At 29.4% G+C, this 25,348-nt stretch carries 23 protein-coding genes and 2 pseudogenes; 13 read left to right on the top strand and 12 right to left on the bottom strand.

Features of this window, described 5'->3' with window-relative positions:
- Positions 1-412: 412 nt before the first annotated feature.
- The 13 genes from dnaE (at position 413) to dcm (ending at position 16,428) form a co-directional block, all read left to right on the top strand.
- A complete protein-coding gene (dnaE, locus tag ACJA23_RS01565; protein WP_406614647.1) occupies positions 413-3,370 on the top strand; it encodes a DNA polymerase III subunit alpha in 2,958 nt (985 codons plus the stop codon).
- Positions 3,360-4,247 carry a 5'-3' exonuclease H3TH domain-containing protein gene (locus ACJA23_RS01560; protein WP_406614645.1) on the top strand — a complete coding sequence of 296 codons (888 nt, stop codon included), beginning with the start codon at positions 3,360-3,362 and terminating at the stop codon, positions 4,245-4,247. Before dnaE ends, ACJA23_RS01560 begins: the two co-directional genes overlap by 11 nt.
- Positions 4,237-4,833, top strand: a complete 597-nt coding sequence (locus ACJA23_RS01555) for a dephospho-CoA kinase (RefSeq protein ID WP_406614643.1) — start codon at positions 4,237-4,239, stop codon at positions 4,831-4,833. The genes ACJA23_RS01560 and ACJA23_RS01555 overlap by 11 nt, the downstream gene beginning before the upstream one ends.
- A 60-nt stretch (positions 4,834-4,893) precedes the next feature.
- Positions 4,894-5,880 (top strand): hypothetical protein, encoded by a 987-nt coding sequence (locus ACJA23_RS01550; RefSeq protein WP_406614640.1) that lies wholly within the window; start codon positions 4,894-4,896, stop codon positions 5,878-5,880.
- Between the two features lie 5 nt (positions 5,881-5,885).
- On the top strand, positions 5,886-6,794 hold the full coding sequence (locus ACJA23_RS01545; protein WP_406614638.1) for a hypothetical protein: 909 nt from the start codon (positions 5,886-5,888) through the stop codon (positions 6,792-6,794).
- A 7-nt stretch (positions 6,795-6,801) separates the two neighbouring features.
- The gene (gene fmt / locus ACJA23_RS01540; protein ID WP_406614636.1) at positions 6,802-7,647 is read left to right on the top strand and encodes a methionyl-tRNA formyltransferase; all 846 of its coding nucleotides are present in this window, start codon (positions 6,802-6,804) and stop codon (positions 7,645-7,647) included.
- Positions 7,648-7,803: 156 nt separating this feature from the next.
- On the top strand, positions 7,804-8,802 hold the full coding sequence (gene gap, locus ACJA23_RS01535; RefSeq protein ID WP_406614634.1) for a type I glyceraldehyde-3-phosphate dehydrogenase: 999 nt from the start codon (positions 7,804-7,806) through the stop codon (positions 8,800-8,802).
- Between the two features lie 201 nt (positions 8,803-9,003).
- Positions 9,004-11,457: an MYPU_1760 family metalloprotease gene (locus tag ACJA23_RS01530; RefSeq protein WP_406614632.1), complete on the top strand. Its 2,454-nt coding sequence runs from the start codon at positions 9,004-9,006 to the stop codon at positions 11,455-11,457.
- Positions 11,458-11,525: 68 nt separating this feature from the next.
- Positions 11,526-12,134 (top strand): chromate transporter, encoded by a 609-nt coding sequence (locus ACJA23_RS01525; RefSeq protein WP_406614630.1) that lies wholly within the window; start codon positions 11,526-11,528, stop codon positions 12,132-12,134.
- Complete coding sequence (locus tag ACJA23_RS01520) at positions 12,134-12,850, top strand: chromate transporter (protein ID WP_406614628.1); 717 nt, start codon at positions 12,134-12,136, stop codon at positions 12,848-12,850. Before ACJA23_RS01525 ends, ACJA23_RS01520 begins: the two co-directional genes overlap by 1 nt.
- A 7-nt stretch (positions 12,851-12,857) precedes the next feature.
- Entirely contained in the window at positions 12,858-13,415 is a 558-nt protein-coding gene (rsmD, locus tag ACJA23_RS01515) for a 16S rRNA (guanine(966)-N(2))-methyltransferase RsmD (protein ID WP_406614626.1), read from the top strand.
- Entirely contained in the window at positions 13,399-14,697 is a 1,299-nt protein-coding gene (gene rlmD / locus ACJA23_RS01510; protein ID WP_406614624.1) for a 23S rRNA (uracil(1939)-C(5))-methyltransferase RlmD, read from the top strand. The genes rsmD and rlmD overlap by 17 nt, the downstream gene beginning before the upstream one ends.
- Positions 14,698-14,967: 270 nt before the next feature.
- A complete protein-coding gene (gene dcm, locus ACJA23_RS01505; RefSeq protein WP_406614622.1) occupies positions 14,968-16,428 on the top strand; it encodes a DNA (cytosine-5-)-methyltransferase in 1,461 nt (486 codons plus the stop codon).
- 40 nt (positions 16,429-16,468) lie between these two features.
- On the opposite strand, the gene ACJA23_RS01500 is transcribed toward dcm, so the two are convergent.
- From ACJA23_RS01500 to ACJA23_RS01445, 12 genes and pseudogenes are all read right to left on the bottom strand, one after another.
- Entirely contained in the window at positions 16,469-17,125 is a 657-nt protein-coding gene (locus ACJA23_RS01500; protein ID WP_406614620.1) for an NgoBV family restriction endonuclease, read from the bottom strand.
- A complete protein-coding gene (locus ACJA23_RS01495) occupies positions 17,126-17,239 on the bottom strand; it encodes a helix-turn-helix domain-containing protein (RefSeq protein WP_406614752.1) in 114 nt (37 codons plus the stop codon). It abuts the gene before it with no gap.
- Between the two features lie 76 nt (positions 17,240-17,315).
- Complete coding sequence (locus tag ACJA23_RS01490) at positions 17,316-17,717, bottom strand: DUF2326 domain-containing protein (RefSeq protein WP_406614750.1); 402 nt, start codon at positions 17,715-17,717, stop codon at positions 17,316-17,318.
- A 224-nt stretch (positions 17,718-17,941) separates the two neighbouring features.
- Positions 17,942-18,214, bottom strand: a complete 273-nt coding sequence (locus tag ACJA23_RS01485) for a hypothetical protein (protein WP_406614618.1) — start codon at positions 18,212-18,214, stop codon at positions 17,942-17,944.
- A gap of 72 nt (positions 18,215-18,286) precedes the next feature.
- Positions 18,287-18,556: pseudogene (locus tag ACJA23_RS01480) on the bottom strand (recombinase); the annotation flags it as partial.
- Positions 18,547-19,749, bottom strand: coding sequence for an LlaJI family restriction endonuclease (locus ACJA23_RS01475; protein WP_406614616.1), 1,203 nt, complete (start codon positions 19,747-19,749; stop codon positions 18,547-18,549). The gene ACJA23_RS01475 and the pseudogene ACJA23_RS01480, both read right to left, overlap by 10 nt.
- Before the next feature lie 15 nt (positions 19,750-19,764).
- Positions 19,765-21,123 carry an AAA family ATPase gene (locus tag ACJA23_RS01470; protein WP_406614614.1) on the bottom strand — a complete coding sequence of 453 codons (1,359 nt, stop codon included), beginning with the start codon at positions 21,121-21,123 and terminating at the stop codon, positions 19,765-19,767.
- Positions 21,092-22,465 (bottom strand): DNA cytosine methyltransferase, encoded by a 1,374-nt coding sequence (locus tag ACJA23_RS01465; RefSeq protein ID WP_406614612.1) that lies wholly within the window; start codon positions 22,463-22,465, stop codon positions 21,092-21,094. Before ACJA23_RS01465 ends, ACJA23_RS01470 begins: the two co-directional genes overlap by 32 nt.
- On the bottom strand, positions 22,417-22,632 hold the full coding sequence (locus ACJA23_RS01460; protein WP_406614610.1) for a helix-turn-helix domain-containing protein: 216 nt from the start codon (positions 22,630-22,632) through the stop codon (positions 22,417-22,419). The genes ACJA23_RS01465 and ACJA23_RS01460 overlap by 49 nt, the downstream gene beginning before the upstream one ends.
- Before the next feature lie 149 nt (positions 22,633-22,781).
- Positions 22,782-23,318: pseudogene (locus tag ACJA23_RS01455) on the bottom strand (DNA-binding protein); the annotation flags it as partial.
- A 10-nt stretch (positions 23,319-23,328) separates the two neighbouring features.
- The gene (locus tag ACJA23_RS01450) at positions 23,329-24,177 is read right to left on the bottom strand and encodes a KilA-N domain-containing protein (RefSeq protein ID WP_406614608.1); all 849 of its coding nucleotides are present in this window, start codon (positions 24,175-24,177) and stop codon (positions 23,329-23,331) included.
- A 513-nt stretch (positions 24,178-24,690) separates the two neighbouring features.
- On the bottom strand, positions 24,691-25,257 hold the full coding sequence (locus tag ACJA23_RS01445) for a DNA methyltransferase (RefSeq protein ID WP_406614747.1): 567 nt from the start codon (positions 25,255-25,257) through the stop codon (positions 24,691-24,693).
- Positions 25,258-25,348 lie beyond the last annotated feature (91 nt).

Genomic DNA, 25,348 nt, shown 5'->3' with positions numbered 1-25,348 from the left:
CAAATGAACAATATCTAAGATATACACTCGGTAACAAATTAAGCGTATGCAGTTACTTTCTTCATGTATTGCTTATATATTATATATAAAAAGTTTTAAACCAAAAATAAAAATTTTAATTATTTTTAGCAATTAAATTTGCCAAAAAATTAATGTGTATTTTATGCAAAAAACTAGTTAGTTTAAGTATTATAATAGTGATTAATTTTTAATAAGTTAGTTTTTGATTTTTCAAGATATTTACTTATATACAAAAATCCTCAATATTTCTAAATTCATTTGTATTTAACTGACTTAATAATAGAAAAGCTAACAACCAAAAGTTAGTTTTTATATTATTTTTGAATAAGTTGACCAGCAAAATAATTATGATATTTAAACATTCAACTAAACAAAAAGGTAAAATAAAAATATGAGAAAAAACATAATTCTGCACACTAATACTGAGTATTCATTTTTATATTCAACTATTCGCTTACAAAAGTTATTTGAGTTGGCAAAAGAAAACAATCTAGAGTATTTAACACTGACTGATGTTGATAATATGTATGCGTTACAATACTATTATGAACAAGCCAAAAACACTGGAATTAAGCTAATTTTAGGTATTGAAACCAAAGTTATTTTAGATCAAAATAGCTATTTTAAGGTTATCGTTATTGCTAAAAACAATTTAGGTTTAGAATTTATTTATAAATTAATAAATAACGCTTCCAGAGGTGTTTATGCAACCAAACTTGAAGATTTAGCTAATGAGAATGTTTTTGTTATTGACCATAAAGAAAAAGGATTAGTAGCTAAAGGGATCAAAATAGCTAGCTATAGCAAAAACTTCTACTTTAATAGTGATAAAGAAATAGCACCTAATACCGTTTTTGCGCCAACTAAAAGAGTTTTATTTGAAAACGAAAACGAAATTATTAATGTTTTAGAAAACATTTCTGGTAATGTGAATGACAATGTGGTGTTTAAAGACTATTTTGAAACTGAAAGTATTGAAAAAATAGATCTAAAAGTCTATCAAAATATGTTGGAATTAGTTGAAAGCATTTCATATGTAATTCCTGATAGTACACTTAAATTAGCTAGTTTTAGTGAGGATAATGAAAAATTACTTTTAAAACTAATTACTGAAAATGAAAAAGTTGAATATTTAATTACTCACCATGGTAAAGAAACAGTATTAGAGCGAATTAAATATGAATTTGGTGTAATTAAAAAACTTGGTTTTATTGACTACTTTTTAATTATTTGAGATGCAATTAGATTTGCAAGGCAAAATGGAATTGAAGTAGGTCCAGGTCGTGGAAGTGCTTCTGGATCGCTAATTTCTTATTTATTAGATATTACAAGAGTTAACCCATTAGAATTTGGTTTATTATTCGAACGTTTTTTAAATGTCGATCGTGTGTCACTTCCTGATATTGATATTGATATTCAAGATAACCGTAGAGAAGAATTGCTTAGATATATTCAAACTAAATATGGAGCTGACAAAGTCGCTTTAATTTCAACTTTTCAAACACTAGCAGCCAAAAGCGCTATTAAAGATGTCGCTAGATTTCTCAAAATTAGCCCTTCAGAAGCCAATGCAATTACAGCTACTTTAGGGGTTAATGATAAAGATAAAAATTTAGATTACTACTATAAAAATAACAAGCGTTATCAAGTAGCTGTTTCTAAATACGAAAACCTACACCGATATGCAAGCATGATTGAAGGATTACCAAGACAAAGTGGATTGCATGCAGCTGGAATTATTATTACTAATGAAACCTTAAATAAGTCATTTCCAACTGCTTACAACCAAAACGGTTTTGAACAAATTCAGTTTACTTTAGATTATTTAGAGCGTTATGGACTTGTTAAAATGGACTTTTTAGGTCTTAAGAACCTAACAATCATTCAACAAATTGAAGCTTTAATTGATCAAAAAGAACATTTTGATACAGTTGTAAACAATAACTATTCAAGGTTTGTTGATCAGGAAACGCTGAAATTACTAAATAAAAAGTTAACTAATGGTATTTTCCAAATTGAATCAACTGGAATGCAAGACGCTATTCAAAAAGTTCATATTGATAGTTTTGATGATTTATATGCAATTATTTCTTTATACCGTCCAGGACCGATGCAATATATTGGTCAATATGCTGAAAATAAGCGTGATTTTACTAAAATTTACAGCATTGAACCTAAATACGATAAAATCGTAAAACCTACTTTTGGTATCATAGTCTATCAAGAACAAATTATGGAAATTGCTCAACAAGTAGCAGGTATGAGCTTTTCACAAGCTGATTTATTAAGAAAAGCTATATCTAAAAAAGATGAGCAAAAACTTCATAGTTATAAACAAAGCTTCTTTGATGGTGGTATTAAAAATGGAATTAGCCAGTTAGTTTTAGAACAAATTTACAACAATATTGAAACTTTTGCTTCGTATGGATTTAATAAATCACATGCAGTTGCATATGCTTTAATTTCGTACAAAATGGCATATTATAAAGCAAGATTTCCACGTGAATTTTATAAAGTATATTTAAGCAACATAATCGGTGATTTTGGTAATGTTAATAAATGCATCATGGAAGCTAATCAATTAAACATTAAAATAAATTCACCACTAATTGAAGTTTCATCAAATGTAGTTGAAATTGTCAACAAACAACTATATTTACCAATTAATATGATCAAAGGGATCGGAGATGCTGCGGTAAGTAAAATCCTAGCTGAAAAGGCTAAAAATGGTAAATTTACAGACTTTAAGTTCACCATTTGAAGATTAATGCTAGCAGGAGTGACCGATTCTATTATTGATACTTTAATTAAAGCTGGTGTTTTTAGAAATTTTGCTAATGTTGAAACATTACTAGCTTCTGTAGGTGATTTAGCTAATATTTATAAACTATTTGATTCAAAAAACAAAAAAGATAAATCAAACCAAAATAATGATTACCAAGCATTATTAGACTTTATCAAGGGAAATAATTATGAACAAATCCCTCTAATTTATCGTGATAAAAATATCCAGGCTGAAATGGATTATGAAACTGCGTTACTTGGTAATATTTACAACTCAATTCAAATTAAAACAAGTGATACTACTGTTGTAAGACCTAAATTAAATGAACTAAAATCTGAATTAGTATGAGTTTTAGCCTACTTAACTCACGCTAAAATGGCAGTAAATGGAAAAAGTGTCGTCATTTCACTAAAAGATGAAACAGCTGGTGTAACTTGCTACGGATTTGACGAAAAAACCAAGCAATTACACATTAATAACAAACCAAGGTTGATTTTAGTGTACATGATGAAAAACGACAAAGGTTATTACAATATCAAAGACTGAAGGGAATATGAAAATTAATAATAAACTTTCGCTCGTAGTTGATGGAAACTATTTAATGTTTAATAGTTTTTATGCAACCTATTACGGACCAGGCGAAATTATGAGCACTAAAGACGGTATTCCAACTAATGGAATTAACACCTTCTTAATTCAGCTAGCTAAATTAATTGCTGAATTTAAACCAACTTACTTATTTGTAGCATTTGATGCTGATTCAAAAACAAAGCGACACGCAATGCTACCAACTTACAAAGACGGTCGTGCAAAAGCACCAGAAGAAATTCATGTGCAATTTAATTTAATTAAAGAAATTTTGACTTTACTAGATATTAATTGAGCACAAAAATCAGGTTATGAAGCCGATGATTTAGTAGCTACTTATTGTGAACAAATCGAAGGAACAAAACTAATTTATTCAAGAGATAAAGATCTATTGCAACTAGTGAAAAATAATGTCTATGTGATTGATAAAAAACAAAACAGCTACTCATTAATAACTGATGAAAACTTTTTTGATCACTACCAAATGTATCCGCATCAAATTACTTCATTTAAGGGGCTAAAAGGTGATCCAAGTGATAATTTGCCTGGAATTACAGGTATAGGTGATAAAACTGCAATTAAACTACTTAGTTGGTTTGATAACTTTGAAGGAATTTTTAACAACATAAACGACTCTCGAATCGCCGAAAGTGTCAGAAAAAAACTACTAACAGGTGAGCAGCAAGGCAAAATGTGCTATGAAATGGCACAATTAATTTTAGATGTACCAGAATTTGATTCAAACATTAACAACTATCAATTAAGTCTAAATATCAATAAAGCATTAGATAAATTACAATCACTAGAATTAAAAACTGCAACTAAATATTTAATGAGTGCTAATGAGCAATAACCACACTAAAAACGAACATAAACAAATTGCAATTGTAGGTTATAGTGCTGCAGGAAAAACTGTTTTTATTAACATCGCAAAAAATTTAGGATACAAAATTTTAATTTGTGATGAATTTGTTGCTAATTTATACAGCACAAATAAAATTTTCATTCAAAAAGTAGCAAATTTATTTGGAAATAGCATTCTAAAAGATAATATGATTAACAAACCACTGCTCAAACAATTTCTACACCAACACCCAGAGCGTTTTAGCGAACTTGAACAAGCCGTATTTGCTGAAATTTTCAAGCATTTAGAAACAAATAAGTATGATTTTGTTGAAATACCTAAGTTAAATACTAGTTTTGTTGATTTTAGTATCTTTTTTGAACAAATATGATTTTTAGATATTCCAAACCGTGTGAGAGATAATTTTCAGAAAAATAAGCACCTTGATCACTTTACTAAAAAACTAATTAATTCCTTAAATAACTACAATTGAGCCAAATTGAAAAATTTCCGTAACATACCAGTTATTACAATCCCTTGAAAACACCGAAACACAACAAAAAAAATCATAAATTTACTTAAAAAATTGCCGTAATTTTATAAGATATATAAACAAAAGAAAAATATAAAATTAACCACAAAATAAAGGAGCATCATGCAACAAACAAGTTTAAAATATCCATATTATGTGATACAAACTAAATCATTTATTTCAAGTGATGATTTAAGAAACTTAAGAACTTTTTACGGTCCAATTATTTCTGCTGATGCAGTTTATTTATATGAATGATTTGTTGATTTTGCCAAAGGACAAAATCAAAAATCTTCAAGTGTTGATTTTAACTCTACTGGGTTATTTTTAGGTATGGATCGTAATCGCTTAGAACAAGCGAGACTAAAACTAGAAGGAATTGGTCTAATTAATACCTACCTAGATGATAGTAAATTAAAAACTGTTTTTGATATTCAAAAACCTTTAGATGCTAAAGGAATAAAAGCAAACGAAATCATTTCAGAGCTTATTATTCGTAAAATTGGTAAGTCTAACTTTGATGCATTTATTAAAGAAAGAGTCCAAACCATTAGTATTATTAAAGGAAATAATTTCACAGATATTACTGCTAATTTTGTTGATGTTTTCATGGGTGAAGAAGAACACAAAGAAGCAGAAGAAATTGCTCAATCATATGTTAATAACGGTCGTTTATCTATTGAAAATAACCAAATTCAAACATTATTTAACACTAGCGAATATTTATCAAACAAACTAACTATCGGTTATGTAAAATACAGTAATCACTATGAAGCTTTAATTAAACTAAGTACAGTTGACTTTTTACAACAAATTAAAGAACGTGCCATCAATGACACCGAAGAACAACTGTTAGCAAGTTTTGAAGCTAAAATTGAAAATAGCAAAATTATTAATTTAGTAACTTATTTAGCATGTAATAAATATAAAAGAGCTACAACAGCTTGAATGAACCTGGCAAATAAATTAATCGATGAATTATTAGATAATAATATCACCGATTTTGAAACAGTATTAAACTACTTTAATGGTAAATTTATGAGTATGACTGATTCAAGTTTTAAAGCTATTTTAGATTCAATCATTATTTGTCGAAACACTCTTAATTAAGCAATATGAGCCAACAATTAAACAAAAATTTACAAGATTTAAACAATAAGCTAACTGATGAAGTTTCAAAGCTAAATATTAATAGTTTTGTTGATCAATTAAAAAATAATATCCACTTAAATGGTTTAATTAAAAGTCTTAAAATTTCAGATCAAGAAATTTTACAAAACTATGTTGAATTATACGAATACATTCAGTGGTGTGCTGAAGATAAAGATTCGGTTTTTGATCGTTTTGTTGAACGAAATAAACACGGCAAAGTGGTTGTAGTCAAAAAACTAGCCAAAAATACTAAAGCTAAGCAATTTATGATTAACAACCATTTAGTAGCAACTGAAATTTCTGCCCCTATTACACCTTTAACTTTAGATGAAATACCAAGAAACACCTTAAATCAAGCTAAAGATGTGTCTTTTTTAACATACAAAAATTACTTGTTAAATGTATTAGAAGGTCAAGCTCAAACTCCACAACTACTTAATGGAATGTATATGGCTGGTAGTGCTGATAAGCGTAATTTTTTACTAAGCACTATTGCAAATACTTTCGCTTATTATACTTACCAATCAGCATATATTAATGTTAGTTATCTAAATGAATATTGATATAGTTCTATTCAAGATAAAACTATAGATATGCGTGGTGTGGTTGAAACCTTATCAGAAGTACAAATTTTAGTTTTAGATGAATTATGTATTAAACCTTTAAATAGCCGTTTTTTAGAAAGCGTTATTTACAAAATACTTGAATATCGTGCCCTAAATCAAAAAGCTACTTTTATTGGTTCATACATTGAAATAAATAAATTAACAACTACTAATTTAGTGGAAGTAAAAAAGAGTTCAGATAAATTTATTGCTGAAAAAACTATCAAAATCATTCATGAACTTTGCATAGGTAAAGATAATTCTTAGGAGCGTTATGAAAATAGTTTTAGCCGGTACACCTAATTTTTCAGTTCCTATTTTTGAAGAAGTAATTAAAAACTATCAAGTAGTCGCAATAGTTAGTCAACCTGATCGACCAGCTAATCGTGGTTATAAACTAGAACCTACACCTGTGAAATTACTTGCTAATAAGTATAATATTCCATTATTTCAACCTGAAAAAATCGGTCAAATATACGAACAATTACAAGAATTAGATTTTGATATCTTTCTAACTTGTGCTTTTGGTCAATTCATTCCAGATAAGGTACTGCAATTAGCTAAAATTGCTAGTGTTAATATTCACGGTTCACTACTACCTAAATATCGTGGAGCAGCACCAATTCAACATGCATTGCTAAATGGAGACAGTGAAACTGGTATTAACTTAATATATATGACCAACAAAATGGATGCTGGTGATATTATTAAGGAAGCTAAAATCCCAATTTTAGATACTGATACTTCTGATAGCTTATTTCTAAAGCTATCTAATCTAGCTACTATTCACATCATTAGTTGACTAAAAGACCTATATAATGGTAATATTAGTCCGATTTCCCAAGATGAAACTAAAGTAGTTTTAAGTCCAAAACTACTGAAAGAAAATGGTGAATTATCACCTAATTTATCGACCACAGAGGCTTTTAATTTAATTCGAGCTTACTCATCTAACCCTGGTGCTTTTTACTTAAAACAACCAGAAAATAAAAGAGTAAAAATCTTTTATGCAACTAAAACTAAAGAGCAAAAAAATGCCTTAGAATTAGACTTTAGAGACGGAAAATTGTATGCAAATGACTACCAATTTGAGTCTAAAAAACGTGTTAAATTGATTTAGTGTAAAAGACTGGAAATGTTTCCAGTTTTTTATTTTTACCACCAAAAAACTAGTGTAAAAAAATTCGCAAAAAGTAATATAATTGTTTTTGTAAGATATTAATATCTTATATCAAGTTAACTTACAAAATCTTACATTTCAAGAAAGGCTTTTTATATGAAAAAAGTTGCAATTAACGGATTCGGAAGAATTGGTAGATTATTCTTCAGAAGACTATTAGAAACTAAAGCTAATTTAGAAGTTGTTGCTGTTAATGACTTAACTGACCCAGCTACATTAGCACACCTATTAAAATACGATACAGCATTCCACGAATTAAAACATACAGTATCACACACAGCTGATTCAATCATTGTGGATGGTAAAGAAATCAAAGTTTTTGCTGAAAAAGATCCAGCTAACTTACCATGAGGAAAATTAGGAATCGACTTAGTTGTTGAATCAACAGGATTTTTCACATCTAAAGAAAAAGCTTCAGCTCACTTAACAGCAGGAGCTAAAAAAGTTGTTATTTCTGCACCAGCAGGTAAAGACTTACCTACAATCGTTTACAACGTAAACCACGAAACATTAACAAAAGAAGACACAGTTATTTCTGCTGCTTCATGTACAACAAACTGTTTAGCACCAGTTGTTAAAGTTTTAGTTGATGAATTTGGTCTTGTTTCAGGTAAAATGACAACAATCCACTCATACACAGGTGACCAAAGATTACAAGACGCTCCACACCGTGATTTAAGAAGAGCAAGAGCTGCTGCTCAAAACATGATCCCTACTTCAACAGGTGCTGCTGCTGCTATTGGTTTAGTAGTTCCAGCTGCTGCAGGTAAATTAGATGGTGCTGCTGTTCGTGTGCCTACAATTACAGGTTCATTAGTAGACTTAACAGTTAGACTACAAAAACAACCTTCAGTTGAAGAATTAAACGCTGCAATGAAAAAAGCTGCAAGCGAAACTTTAAAATATGAAGAAGCTCCAATTGTTTCATCAGACGTTATTAACTCAAGCTACGGATCAATTTTTGACTCTGAGTTAACAAAAATCGTTAAAGTTGAAGGACAAGACAACTTATACTCACTATTTTCATGATACGACAATGAAATGTCATACGTTTCACAATTAGTTAGAATAGTTGTTTATTTCGCTTCATTATAATAACTATGAACTATAAAAGAGTGCAAAACGCACTCTTTTGTTTTTAAATTTTAGAAACTACCATTACTTTTTTAACAATAGGTGCTAATTTAGTTGTTTTGTGGTATTTTCTTGCAATCAAATGCATTTTATAAATTAACTAGTATAATTTAAAGAAATAAAAGCAATTTAATATTTATTAAATATTAAAAAAGGAGGATTATGGCTAAATTAAAATCAAAATGATTAGGTTTATTATCTATTTCTACTTTAGCTATCGCACCAGTTGTTTCAAGTTGTAGTTTAACTGATGCTATAAATCAATATATAACTAATGTTAAAACAGGTGCCGCTGATAGTGTGATTAGTAAAATCATTTCTAACGATGATGGTCATAACCATTTAACAAATAACACTCCTCCAACTAAAGAAGAAATTAAACAAGCAAAAGAAAATACTGATGATAACAAACCAGTTGAACCAGCTGTAGATCGTCAAAAAGATAATTCAAACAATAACGCAAATAGCACTTCAAGCAGAAGTGGTATTTCTTCATCAAATACAAGTACTACAGCTACAAGTAATGTTTCTACCAGTGAAACTACCAGTCAACCAACAACTATTCCAACTGATAACACCTATTCTAATGCCTATATTTACAAAGTTAGAACCAACGGTGGTCCAATGAAAAACAGAAAGTATGAAACAGAACGTTTAGTGATTACTTTAAGAGACGGACAAAATATTGATACTGATATTTTCACCCCAGTTTTACCTTCTTCAACTCTAAACGGAATTGAAATCCATGGACTAGTACAACCTAAAGAAACACCAATTGATCGTTTTATTAAACCAAATGAATATTCAGCTAGTGATCTTTTAAGTAAACAAGCTAATGATCAAATTAATGAAATTGCTAATGTTTACGAAAACAAAGAGCAAACAATGATGACTTATAAAGACCCTTATACAGGTGTTTCATTTAATCAATTTAAAGTTAAAAGATTATACAAAATGGAAAATAAACCTGTCGAAGATGCAGTATATTACTTTACACCAGCTGAACTAGTTTTATTTGCTCAAGAATTTAAACGTAAAGTTCCATTTGGACCTGAAATTAAAAGACTTGTTTCAATCAATATCAACAGTAACAGATTAAATTCTAGAGTTAACGGACTATACCACGTTGGTGATTACCAAATCGATATTAACACCACAACATATATTCCATTTAAAGAACAAATGGGTTCATATGAAAAAATAGGTGCGATTATGGCAACTGTATTCCACGAATATATGCACCATTTTTCAACCGTTTATATTCAAAACGCTGGATTTGATAATATCTTTTTTGGCGCAAACACTCCAACTATAAACCAACTAAATCCTACTCTTTCTCCAGACATTTTACAAGATAAAAAACTATACTACAACCCTAGATTAAACCCAAATAATGATCAAGGATCAGTTTTAAATTGAAACTACTATTTTATTAATAACTTCTACAACTTACTAAATTATGATGTTGAAGATCCTGGTTATATTCGTCCAGCTTTAACCTACTTATGACCTGCAGTTGGAAATAATAAAACTGGTGGTATTTTAGGAAATATGTTCTCACCAAACTGAATTTGAAATACAGCTAATAGACCTACAAATTTAACACCAGAAGAATTAGAAACTAAAGCTTATTTTGATTCACAAAAACTATTCAGTTTAACAGTGAAAATGTTTGGTTATAACTATTCAATTATTGAACTAATTCCGCGTGAATATACTAAATTTGCCTATGAGTCATACTTTAATATCAATGAAAGTAGAAACAAGTTAGCTTCAAATCAATATTTAAACAGAAGCCAAACAGAAGCTTTAAGTTTAAGTTATTTTGGAGCAACTATATCTCCAACTAATCCTTATCAAACAAACTTTAATATTGCTCCTTCAGCTCAAGCTGAAGACTGATCTAAAGTTTACTTAAACTCACTTGGTGGACCTAATAGAACTGGTATGTTTATTAGTCAGGCTGCAGTTTCACCTAATTCAGTTTTTGATATTTCTGAATTTAGATATGTTGATAAAGATGGTGAGCCTCAAAGATTACCGGATGAAAAAACTAAAAACAGATCAGTAGAGTTTTATCAAGAATTCCTAAAAGTTATGGGTTATGGAAAAAGCTTAGCTCAAATTTATTATGAAGATAACACTTCACAAAACACTGGAGCTACTGTAAAACAATTTAACAGAGTTAAATTTAGTGGATACTTACCTGATAATAAATACACTGGTATGGTAATTAAAGATGGCTCAACTTATAAAACTGTGACTTTCGATTACATTCCAACATTTAACTTCTTTGGACACTATAATCTAAACCCAGGTGCTAGATATGGTACAGAACAAAGAAAAGAAGAATTAGGTGATAGATTATATCCAGAAAATAAATTCATCAGCTACGTAACCAAACAATTTGTTTCATTAAATAAAAATTCACAACTATTTATGTGAATTGATAAAAACAAAAATGGTAGATATGATGAAGGTGAAATTGATCAAGACTTCCAATGATCACTTCCGATTGCTCGGTTTGTGTCATCTAGTGAAGCAACTTCACAAGGTGGAAGACCTTTAACGGCTATTTTAGATAAAAACGATAATCGTGTACTAAAACTAGTTTAAGCAGCTAAAAGCACCCAATTTGGGTGCTTTTTATTCAAAAAATAACTCTAAAAAAGTATAATACTGATATGGACACATCTTTTAAGAAAAAGGTTAGTATTTGAACTATAATTTTGTTCATTTTAAAAGTTACTTTTATTGGTTTTGGTGGTGGAAATGCCTTAATGCCAGTGATCAAAAAAGAAGTAACTGATAAACACAACTGACTAACCGAAGAAGAATTTGACAATGTAGTAATTGTAACTAATATGCTTCCTGGAGCGAGCGTAATTCAAACTATTAGTTATATTTGCATTCACTTATTAGGTAAAGTTAAAGGTACTTTAGTTACTTTAATTGCAATTTTACCTCATGTATTACTAGCTTTTGGTTTATTTTTATTAATTAACAAAATACCACGAGAATATAGCACAATTATCTCAATTGGAGTTTTAATTTCAATTGTTGCTTTTTTAACTCAATTTGGTTTAAGATATATAACCCAAAGCAAAAACACTTTAAAAACTCCGATTTGAATTTCAATCTTTATTTTCACTTTAGCTTTTAATCTTTTTGTGCCAGCTCCTTATAATTTACCAGTTATTGCCATTTTTGTAGTAATAGGTATTTATAGTATTTTTTACTTATATCATAAGCAAAAAATACATAAATTACTAGCTAAAAAGGAGGAAAAATAATGATCGCTTTAATTGTTGCAGTTCCTCTTTTAATCATTATTTCGCTTTCAGTTTTTGGTGGTGGACAAGTATTTATGCCGATTTTTCAATGGTTATGAAACTTAATGGCTAATCAATTTGGTGCTAGCAATATAACTGATGATTACATTAATACTATTTTTGCAGTTTCTAATACCACCCCAGGAGTGGTATCGACTAAATTCGCCTTTTTTACTGGCTACATAGTAGCAAACGGAGCTTGGTGAGGGTATTTGGCGATGTTTTTAACTTATGTCGTATTTTGTATTCCGGCTATTATCATTATGGTTTTAGCAATGAAATACATTAATAAGTTTAAAACTAATACTTATGTAGCTAATATGCTACTAGTTATGAAACCAATTGTAGCTGGGATTATGATTAGTTTGGCACTACAACTACTTATTTCTGTGTTACTTCCACAATACTACTTTAATAAAGGAATAGATAAGTATTTAGGTAAATATATTGCTAATAAACCTACTGGAGCTATCTTTTTTGATGTATTAACTCAAGCTGGTCATTTTCGAGATGTGTTACTTAAAATTTATGTTCCGATTGGACTAGTTGGTTCTTTTTGGCTAGCAAAAAGAAAATGATCTCTCTTTATGATCATTCTCTTAAACATTTTTATTTCAATTATTTTATTTGTCTTTGTACCATATCTAGCTGGATATGGCTGACCACATCAACTTTAGGAGAACTATGTATAGAATTATTGCCGGTAAATATCGCCACCGTGTCTTAGAACAACCAGATAAAAACAATACTCGCCCAACCAGTGATAAAGTACGTGAAGCTGTTTTTTCTAGTATCCAATTTCAGTTAGAAAACACTGAAATTTTAGACCTGTTTAGTGGTTCTGGTGCTTGAAGCTTAGAAGCTTTAAGTCGTGGAGCTAAATATGTTGAAGCTATCGATAACAACAAACAAGCATGTTCAATAATTATACATAACGCTAAAACCTTAGCTGAAAACAACATTAAAGTATGAAACCTAGATGCTTTAGAATATTTAAATAAAACCAAAAATAGTTTTGATTTTATTTTCATTGACGCTCCATTTATTAACTATGACCTAGTTAATAAATGTTTAGAAACTATTTTTCTAAATAAGACCTTAAAAGCAACAGGAACCATTATTGTTGAAACAGATAAACCAGAAAATATAGTTCTTCCAGCTTTAGCAAATGTCTATAAAACCAAGCAATATGGAAAAATAAATCTATTATTTATTGAATATCAAAATGAAGAAATTAACTAATTTACATTGCAAGGAAACTAGCTACGAAGGTCTAGGAACTATTAGATTGGACAATCAAACTATTTTTGTTTATGACCTATTTGAAGATGAAATAGCTGATGTATCAATTATTAAACAAACTAAGAAAATAGTTTTTGCTAAAGTTGATAAATTAATCAAAGCTTCTGTATATCGCTTAAAAAACCACAGTAGCAATATCTTTTCAGCTCCACTAATTAATTTAGATTATCAAAAGCAAATTGAATTTAAGGCTAACTATTTTAAAAACCTTCTTCTAAGAAACACCAAGATAAAAGAAGAAGTAATTTTCCCATTTGTAAAAGCTAATCAAATTTACAATTATAGAAACAAAATTAGATATAAGCTAAGTGTAGATCAAAATATTTTAAAAGCTTACGAAAGTATCGCTAAAACTAATCAACTAATTTTAGCTAATAGTTTTAATCAAAATAAAGAGGTGTTAAATAAAACACTGACATTTGTATTAAACAAAGTAAATACCTTTTATCAAACAAACAAAAACTCTAATTTAAAATACTTTAAACAAATTACTTTAAGAACTAATCAAAACAATCAAGTCAGTCTTAGTTTTGAAATTGATAAATTATACGATTTACCAAAAGCTTTAATTAATCAAATAACAACTAATTTAAATATTATTGAAATAGCAACACAAAAAGACAAACAAACCCAAATCATTTATCAATCACAACAGTTTTATATGCAGCTACTTGATAAAAAGTTTGTAATTAGCCCAAGTGCTTTTTTCCAAGTAAATGATGAAATAGCTAGTATCATTTTTACTAAAATCAAAGAGTTACTAGCTGATTTTAGTAACAAAACTATTATTGATGCTTTCTGTGGAGTTGGTGTTATTTCGCAGCTAGTGGCAAATGACAACCAAAATGTTTTTGGTGTCGATATTGAACAATCAGCTATTTTAGCTGCTAATTACAATAGCGAGATCAATAAGATAAATAATGCTAAATATATTGCCGGTGATGCTTTTAAGGTTTTAGTTGAACATAAACAAATTCTTAAAGATTCAATTATGATTTTAGATCCGCCTCGAGCTGGGTTAGGTAAGGAACTGGTTGATTTTATATCTAAATTAAATTTAGATAACTTAATCTACATGTCTTGTGATCCAAGAACTTTAACCAGAGACATTCAATTTTTTGAAAATCATGGTTATACAGTTAAATATATTCAAGGTTTTGATATGTTTCCAAATACTTCACATATCGAAAGTGTTTGTTTGATAACAAGAGTTGACCACTAAGTAAAAAAGTGTAGAAATTATAGGCTTATTCCAAGTTATCGTTAAAAGGTATCGGTAGCTGGGAATGAGCCTTGTTTTTTAGGTTTAAAATGTGTGTGGGGAAAGTTATCGACAGTAAAAGGTTGACAAGTCAGAGTGGATATTTGCAAAAATACACCCACCTGGACAAACCTACTAACCTTTAAATTACAAATATTTAAAATTGGGATTTTACTAACTTGAAAAAACAATGCCTTTATGTTAAGATAATATAAAAGTGGAGGTGATTTAATGCATGGTGGAATAAGAGAAGGTGCAGGACGAAAAGCCCTTGAAAATAAAAAGAAAGCAACAACTATATATTTAAATGAAAATGATATTGAAATGATAGAAAATGCACCATTACCAGCTAGTACATCATTTTCTCAAAAGTGTAGAAGTTTAATTGATTTAGGCATTTTATATATTAAAGATGAATTAAACTCTAGCGCTGATGAGATAAAATATATTGACTTATTTTGTGGTCTTGGTGGCATCAGAATTGGGTTTGAACAAGCCTTAAAAGAAATGGGCTTGAAAGGAAAATGTGTATTTTCTAGTGATATAAAACCTGCGGCAATTTCATCATATAAGAGATATTTTGGTGAGGATGCTAAATGTGATATTACAAAAATTAAACCATCTAGTTTGCCAAATTTTGATTTCTTATTAGCCGGATTTCCATGTCAAGCCTTTTCTCGAGCTGGATTGGGTTTAGGCTTTCAAGACACTAGAGGAACTTTATTTTTTGATATTGCTAAAATCCTAACGGAAAAGAAGCCTAAAGGATTTGTGCTTGAAAATGTAGAAGGGTTAGTTTCTCATGATAAAGGTAGAACCTTTAAAGTAATTAATAATACGTTAAAAGAACTTGGTTATAGCGTTGAAACTAAAATTTTAAATGGTAAAGATTTTGGATTAGCACAATCACGAAATAGGGTTTATTTTATCGGATATAGAGATGGGAAAGTAAAGCCATTAGAAAATTTTGAAAAAGTTCACGTACAGTTAAGGGATATTATTGATCAAGATACTCCACCTGTTGATACAGATTTCACAAGAAAACTTTTATCACATTATCCGATTGAAGATTTATATGGAAAAGCAATAAAGGATAAAAGAGGTGGAGATAATAATGTTCATAGTTGGGACATTGGTATTAAAGGTGATGTTAGTGATGAACAGAAGGAACTTCTAGATATTTTACTAAAACAACGTCGAAATAAAAAATGGGCAGATTTGATAGGTATCAAATGGATGGACGGTATGCCATTAACAGAGGAAATGATTAGAACATTTTATCCACATAATAATCTTCACGAACTGTTGTCCGATTTGGTAACTAAAGGTTATCTAGCATATGAATATCCTAAACAATTAATTGGAAATAAAAGAGTACCTGACTCATCTCTAGAAAAAGGATACAACATAGTAACTGGAAAGCTATCATTTGAGTTTACCAAAGTGTTATCACCAGATGAGGTTACGCCGACACTTGTTGCTACAGATGTGCAAAAATTAGCGGTCCCTGTTGGAAATGGAATTAGACCATTAACAGTTAAAGAAGGGTTAAAATTATTTGGGTTTCCAGAGGATTATTCACTTGATGGTATTAAAATAACTGAAGCTTTTGATTTATTAGGAAATACAGTATGTATACCTGTAATAAAAGCTGTCTCATTAAAGCTACTTGAATCTTGCAAACAAGTATAAAAATATAGAGGTATCGGAAAATTATCGATACCTCTTTTAATTAATATTTTGATACCTTATCAAACCATTCATCTGGAGTAAATGGAAATACAGGATTTGGGAAGAGTTTAAATGCTTCTTTTACAGCTTTAATAAACTCAATTTTTGATGAAAAAGATCCGTTAGAATTCCGATTAAAATTGTATGGCCTCATTGCATATGGCATATTTCTTTTAACTTGTAGTCCTATGGGATATTTTTTTGTTGAAGATGTAATTTCCCATATATGTTTAAGAAATACTTTTTGGACTGTAAAACCTTGAGAAAATCCATCATCATCAGGTTTGTATCCTAAAATAAAATATTGTGCATTTAATTTACCAGGAGTGTTATATGTTGTTTCTACAAAACTTTGGAAATTAGCTAAGTCGAATGCAGGAGAATTGTTTATATTCCATGCTTTAACTTCGAAATCATATTCTTTATCCCCAAACTTGACAATAAAATCAGGGAATACTTGTGTCCCTTTACCTGATCTGATATTTACCCCAAGGTGCGTAAACCAGTTTGGAAGCCATTCTTGTAGACAATTACCAATAACATCATTACCAGTATATACATGGCTGCTATTAGCAAAAGTGATTGTAATTATACCATGTTGTCCCTCTAATTTCGCTTTTGAAATATCAAAAAGTTCTTGTAATGACTTAATTTCCATTTATTTTTCCTCCTTTACTATTTTCTCAATATCACTTATATCACAGTCTAAAACTTCACATATTTTGATTAATACATCAGTAGTGACATTTCCGCCGTTTGCTAGCTTTATCATTGATGAAGAACTACCCCAGCTTCTTCACGTAGCTTTTTTTAGTCCATCCTTTACAATTAGTAGTTTCCGTAATTTGTTATAACTTAGTTTCATCGACCACCTCTCTATTCGATGGTTTCCAGTAAAGTTCTCCACCATTTTCTCATAGTTGATGAACCTTGTTATTTTGTAGTATTTTGTAAGTTTCATCTCTATACGATCGTTGCTTATCAAATGCTATAAATACTTGCTTGTTTATTTTCTCTACATTCGCATAAATCTTTATAATGCCATCATTTTCTTCATCATCAATATTTTTAAATAACAAGGAAGCATGAACAATGGCAGGAAGAGGAGATAGAGATAAGACTGCTAAGTCTAGAAAAATCATACCTTTAATGTTCGTGCCAGTGCCTGTATCTTTCGGTATATAGAATTCATGACTATTATAGCTTTTTAGATTCATATTTGATGCATTTCTTTTCTGGCTGTAAAGAATGCTATTAAATGAATATATTTTGAATTTAGATTAAAAGAAATATCAGATAACATAGACGCTATATTTTTTTAAAGGGTTTCTCTCGCATTTTTATTTGAATTCTTTAATTCATTTTCTAAATCCCTGATACTGCTATCAAGAAATGCTTTTTCATTTTAAAATTCACTATTAAGTATTGAAGATGATTTTATATGATAATTCTCCACTTCACAAATTTTTTATCTCTACATTTTGAAAATACTACTCTGTAAGGGATTGTAAATCTGCTTCAGTGGGTGTAGTCCGCACTTCATACTAATGCTAGTAATTTTGAGTGTCTTTTGAGTCTTTCCGTTTGTACCTTTACCATTATTAATTCTATATAGTCTTTCGTAAGTTATATTTTCACCAATATTGTTTTCATTATTTGTAACTAAAGTAAAGGTTCTAGTTTCACCATCTTCTCTATTTAACTCTAGTACTGCATGGCCTGTTGTACCACTTCCCTCTCGTGTCAAGCGACTGACACAAAATATATTGTCTATTTTTAGACAGCAAAAAGAGAGTGATTTCTCACCCCCTCCCCCTGTCTATTTCCATATGATTTTTTGAACTATACTACCTTCACAGATAACTGACTCAACATACTTTTCCATAAGTTCTCGTGTAAGCTCATTATCTGTTACTACTTCTGTTTCGTTAGAAGATAGTTTTATCTTTTCTTCCAGCCTGTCAATTTCCTTATCTATCTGGTTTTTACTTTCTACAAACTTAACTTTCGTCATTTTACCAAGTTTATATTTTTCAAAATCAGACATCTTCTTTGCCTGAAGCTTTTCTATCTTCTTCTCTAAATCTTTCTCGAATAATGATCCAGAACTGAATTCAAATTAATATAATGTTCTACAATCTTAACTCCATCGAGATCGGTTCTATCTACATGAATTTTTGTATAATAAGTTTTTTCTGTAGGTAAAAGCAATCCATTATATATGAAAAATTCAGGATATTTTTGTTTTAAATTATATTGATAGAATAATTGTTTATAATTCAGTTGTTTCACTTCTGCATTAAAGTACTTGGAATCGAAAAGAACAATCTTGTGATTATCATCATCAATAAATATATGATCATACTGTATTTTATATGGACTTCTGCTCTTATATTGCAATCTTTTTTCTGCGCTTTCCACATATTCCATTTCAGGCTTAGAGAATTTATTTTGTTTGTTTTCTCCCCAAATAATTTGATCTTCTTCTATTCCACAAAAACCATCGTTGAGATATTCATTTATCATTACTTCCCAATAATTTTCAAATTTCAATGTTATAAGTCTGACATTATCTCTAGTTGTGCTTTTCCACTCTATATATTCAATCAAATTGTTAATAAGCCTTTTTTCTATATCTTTAAAATATAGATTTCTAATCCTTTTTAATTCATTAAGTACATACCTTAAGTTGTTGAATATATTGTTTTTATTAATATATTCATACGGCATAATCGTATTTATAAACTTCTTATATCTGCTTGCATCTGATAAAACGTAATTCATACATTCGCTAATAAATACACTTTTATCCCTAGTCCTCTTAATAATGAATGGGAAAAATATTACACCTTTTTTCTGAATGATTTTATTTGATTTATTTACTGTTCTGTTCCAATCTATGTTTCCAGCATATCCATTTTCATAATATTGTTCATTAGATAAATATAAACCATATTTCTTATAATGCATCAAAATGCCTAAATATGCTTTTATCGGAAATTCTCCTTTTATTCCCTTATCAAAACTACCATAACTTGCTTTTGATTTCGATAAAATATAAAGTATTTGTTTCATACAAGAAACTTGATTGTGTTCATCATCAACTTTATAATGTTTTGGAAATGAAAATAAAATTTTGTCATTTTTTATAATTGCTCCGACAAAAGATATTGTAAGACTTCCATTGTATTGATCACAATAATCAAATATCTCCCAAGAGTTTACGAAGTCTTTATCAACAGTTTGACCATCATTTACTACACGAATTTCCCGTTGACTCATTTCGCACCTCTACAATTATTGTTTATCATATAAATCAATTAGTTCTTCGCTAAATACATTAAGTTTCTCACCAAAATCTTTATATAGAGAAGAGAATGTTTTGTATTCCTTATTAAATATCTTATACTCATCAGAAATAACTGCACCTTGTACATCATCCCATAGGTAATGCAATAGTTTATTTTGTATTGCAGCAAATTTTTGTTCATCATTACTATAATTATTAAATTTAATGAAGAACTGTCCAATTTGTTTATCTTCACTAAGTTCTAATTTTGTAGTTATGAGCTCATTTAATGACATGTATAATTTATTCCATTCAAATGCTTTATTTACTAGAGTAAACACATATTCGTTCATGATTATTCCATCTTTAGAAACAGGACTTACATCAACATATACAAATTCAAATCTTCTTTTAAAGGCTGTATCTATTACGTTTACATTTTGGTCACTTGTATTAACTGTTCCTATTATATGAAAATTCCTTGGTAAGAATATTTTTTTACCGATATTAATGCCTTTTTCATCAAAATGTTGAATTATTAAATCATTATTAATAGAGCATTCACTGACTCCGTTCTCATCTCTATCTAATAATTGCAAAATATCTCCAAATATACTTGCAATATTACCTCTTGACATTTCTTCAACAATTAAAAATATTTCTTTGTCACTATACTCAAACACCCTAGCAAGTGCTTGCGAAAAAATCCCAGCCTTAAAGGCATATCCAATTTCACCGTTTTTTGATGTCGGCATAATATTTCCTATAAAATTGTAATATGAATAATCCGAATAAACGGTTGTTTTAAAGACAAATGGATTATCTTTATTCTCAATGTTCGGATAGCAATTTCTTATTAACTTATCCACTCCATAACTTTTTCCTGTCCCAGGTGCTCCAAAGTATATATTTTGAATGTTATAATCTAATTTTTTACACTCAATACTTTCAAACTCACGATCAGAATTAATGTCCATGATAACAACTGTATTTTGTTTTACAACAAATAATTTCGATAATGTATTATAGTCTATATCTGACTTTCTAACTAACTCAATATTGTATTTATCCTTATTTTTTACTATTTTAAGTATGTCATCACACTCATAGTTATCATAGTTATCAAGTAAAAATCTAGATAAGGATCTTTCTCCTGTAACTGATGCAAATCTATATGAATTAGCCTGCCCACCCGCTTTAGAAATTCTAAATTTTCCTTTATCAGTATCATTTTTATTTGAAATCTCTACATCGACCCCATTTAAATTCGATTCATAACCATCAAAAAATCTTTCATATGCTTCAGCAGTTGTCTCTATTTGTTTTTTTGTGTCATTATTTGTTATTTTTCTTAGATATATTAGCATTTTTATTCCCTTCAAAATTATAATATTTATCCAATAGTGCACTCACTTCTTTTGCGATTGCATATGAAAGTGCTGGAGGTACTGCATTCCCCACTTCTTCACATCGTTTTGTATGACTCCCAACAAATTTATAATTCACAGGAAACCCTGTGATTGTAGCAGCTTCTCTAACCGTTATACTTCTATGCTCTCTTGGATGAACTGGAAAATTACTATGTCCAGGGACCAATGTAGGACTTGGACTATTTCCATCTAATCTCATTGTATTACCTCGTGAATAAAACCTACTAATCTTTAATTCATCTGGAACATTATCCATATGATTTGCAATATTATCTCCTTCTGGAATCAATTTAAATCTTGCTACAGTTTTAGCAGAATGTTTCATAGGGATATTATCCAAATCTGATGTATCTGCATAATCTATCATTGCCAATGCATCATTTACTGTTCTTACAGGTCTATAATCTTCATTATCAGAATATAAATAAGGATATTTTTTCTTTAATGATTCATCACCGTATTTTGCTAAAGGAAATTTAAACTCAATATCAATATCTCCTCTTATTGCAACAATAATCATTCTTTCTCTTTTTGTTGCAGCTCCATAACAAGCAGAATTTACAAGATGGGCATATACCTTATAGCCAAGTTTCTCATATAAATCGTTTATATCTTTGTAAACAGATTTCATATATCTTTTTTCTTTTAATTCCTTTAGAAGCTTTTCTTTCTCTTTTCTTAATATTTTTCCCTTTTCTTCAAATTCCTCATCTATAGTTCCTTTTTTTCTTCTATTTGATTTTTCTCCCTTATAATTTTCAAGACTTTGCCATATTTCATCTACTTTTTGTGAAATTTCTATTGGAGTATTAGCGTCAAGAACTTCTGCAGTTTTTATGCCCGGAACATTCTCAATAATACTAACTTTAGGTCTTAATACATCTACAAATTCCAACTGTTTGTGATAGAAATAATTGCGTTCATCATTAGGTGATTTTTCTCCTGCTAAACTAAATCCTTTACAAACTATTCCACCGAAAAGCACATCAAGTTCTTCTTTTTTCATACCAGAATCATTCATGATTTGTTTTGGATTAACATCAACTATACTTGTTGTATCAATAATTGAAGTATCCTTTATTTCAGGATTGTTCAGAATTAAAGTTTCAATAGCATCAATTGAGAAATCATTTACATACCGTGAAACAAATCCATTATTTTTAAAACCTATATGTGAGCCTCCCGCTCCAACAAAAGTCTCAAAAATCGTATATTCACTACTTTTTTTTATTACTGTTCTTCATTTTCTACACGCTCCACAATCTCTGATATATCACACTTGAGAACATCACATATCCTTAGCAATACATCAGTAGTAACATTTTCGCCATTTTTAATTTTATAGAATGTACTCTTACTTATATGAGCTTTTTCCATAAGCTCAGTATTTTTCATTTCTACATCAATTAGTTTTTTAAATAGTTTTTTATAACTTAATTTTGACATGAATATCCTCCAGTCTTATCCATCTTAATATCATATCGTTTCTATTATAGCATAATAATAGAACTTTTAATAGTATTATCTTCTTTTTTCTCGAACTAATTTTGCAATAAAAAAAAATCGGTGCAGCCCGAAGACCACACCGACATATCCTATCTCTCCGTTTCCTTTGAAGATTCTTTCTTCTCCATAGGTTTTGCTTTCTCTTCAGCTTTATATTTCTTTATTGCTCCGAGCACAGATTCTTTCTTTTCTTCTTGATTCTTCATCTGTTCCTTTGCTTTTAAAAGCTTAGACGATAGGATTCTAACATTAGTATGTTCCTTTCCGTTATCGTCAATGGATGTTCTTACTTGACCAAAAAGCTTTACAAAGTCACCTTGCTTAAAATCCTTTGGTATATCTCCCTTATCTCCATAAGCTGAGCAATTAGTGTAAATCTTATTTCCCTCATCGTCTTTAGACACAATCGAGAAATTAACTACTTTAAAGGTTTCTCCGTTTTTATTTTCTCTTTCAATATTTTCGACTTCACCTAAGATATTCCCAACAATATTCACCAGATTATTGTCTTCTTTTTCAATTGTTGCACTATCTTTAATCTGTCCATTTTCTCTAAGTTCATCAATCAAGTAATCAAATTCATCATTAAGTAAGCTCATACTGTCATTATCCATATACTCCTCATAACAGACCTCTCTATTTCTTTGACTTATCTTCTAAGCTATTAATTCCTGTATTGTTCAACTTTTCAATTGACATCAACTGAGTTCTCGCAAGCTTTCTCAGTTCTATCATTCTTTCTTTTTGTTCCATACCTTTGCCGATAAGAACCGCATTATAGCTTTCCATATTTGCAAGCACCAACAACTCATTCAGACTTGCATAGTCTCTCATATTACCGTTCAAATCTGGATTTTCTTCACGCCACTGTTTTGCTCTTTTGTTAAATAAAGCAACATTTAGCATATCTGCTTCACTTGCGTACTTATAGTATAGCTGTTCGTTGGTAAGATCCTTTAAGAGATATTCTTTGATTGCATCCGTATGAATTTTATAGTTAATCTTGGAAATTTCTCTATTCAGATTCCATCCCAGTGACAATCTTGAATTTTCATCTGATTTAAGTCTCTTATAATCTTGAATAATGTAAAGCTTAAATTCTGGTGAAATCCATGAAGCAAATTCCATTGCTATATCACTATGAGCAAATGTGCCTCCATATCGTCCTGACTTAGAAACAATGCCTATCGCATTTGTCTTTTCAATCCATTTTTGTGGTGATAGTGTGAATGCATTACTACCTGCTTCATTTCTAAACCTATCGAATTCGATAGGTTTAAAATCAGGATTATGCATTGATTCCCATAAACCTAAAAATTGAATATTATCTTTGCTTCTCAACCAGTTATTAATAACTATAAATGGTTCATCACTTTTATATCTAGCAATATCCGTTAGACTTATATAGTCGTTTTTAAAGTCTTCAGTATAAATTTGAATAGCAAAACCTTTTGCTTCAATCGTGTCTTTTTTTGCCTTAGACATATGACTTCCTCCTTTATGCTGATGTACTGTTTACAACATTTATTATCGTAATAACTGCTCTAAACAGCACACCAACGATTCATTTTTTTGATTTTAAACTTTGGTAGAAACTCTAAAACCCTTGTATTTACTTGACTATTTGCCTGTGTCATTATTATGACACGAAACCCAGCAAAGAAATCGAGTACACGAGCATTTTTATTTTTTGTAATTTAATATTAATTAAAAAATTTATTAAATCTATATTTTCACAAGTGTTAAAGTTGGTATTTCCACAAATACTTTCTAAAAGATCATTACCGTTTTTTGTGTTTAATGTTTGTACCATTATAATGGATTTCGGAGTTCAAGAAGTGTCTCTTTTCTTTGTACAAGCACTGAATTTATTAGATTCAAATTTTACATATAAATCATCGTTGTCTTCGACAACTTTTTCTTTACCTCATCTTCAAACACCATCATAAATATTTTTAATTTTTTTCGGAAAAATTTCTGCAATAGTATTTTCTCTTTTTATAACATCAACTTTATATTCATCTTTATCTTTATATATGTATAAAGGGTAATACAAGTTACTTCTTGTTTGCTATTAAATTTACTATTTGTATTTTCTAATTTATTTTGAAGTTTAAAGAAACCCTTTGCATCTTTAAAAATTTCTTTATATATTTGAGGCATTAATTTTGATATATATATGTCTTCTAATTCCTTAAATTTAAAATTATCACCATTAGAATAACACAAAATATATTCATGTGTTAAAGCAAAGTTTGTATTTGCTTGCCTTCCTTTTAAATTAGAAATATATGGTATACAAACCGCAAAATTCTTTTCGCCAAAAATTTCGTCCATTAAAACTTTTAAATAGGCTTGTTCGCTATCATCAATTGAAACGAAAATAACACCATCTTCCTTTAAAAGTTGGCGTGCTAAAATTAATCTTTCTTGCAACATGTTTAATCAGCCATTACGACTAAATTTATCTCTATAAATAAATTTTGAATTAGAGATATTTTCTTTATCATCTGCTACACTATTTCCATCAGTTACAGCTGACTCTGTATTATAAGGAGGATCGATATAAATTACATCGTAGAGAGCATTATTCTCTCTATTAATAATAAGTTATTTAAAACATTGTAGTTTTCACCAATTATTAATTGGTTCACTG

Source organism: Mycoplasma corogypsi (genome assembly GCF_045276875.1).
GTDB lineage: Bacteria > Bacillota_I > Bacilli_A > Mycoplasmatales > Metamycoplasmataceae > Mycoplasmopsis > Mycoplasmopsis corogypsi.
Note: the sequence above shows the minus strand (reverse complement) of the source record. Positions and strands in the feature narration are given on the sequence as shown.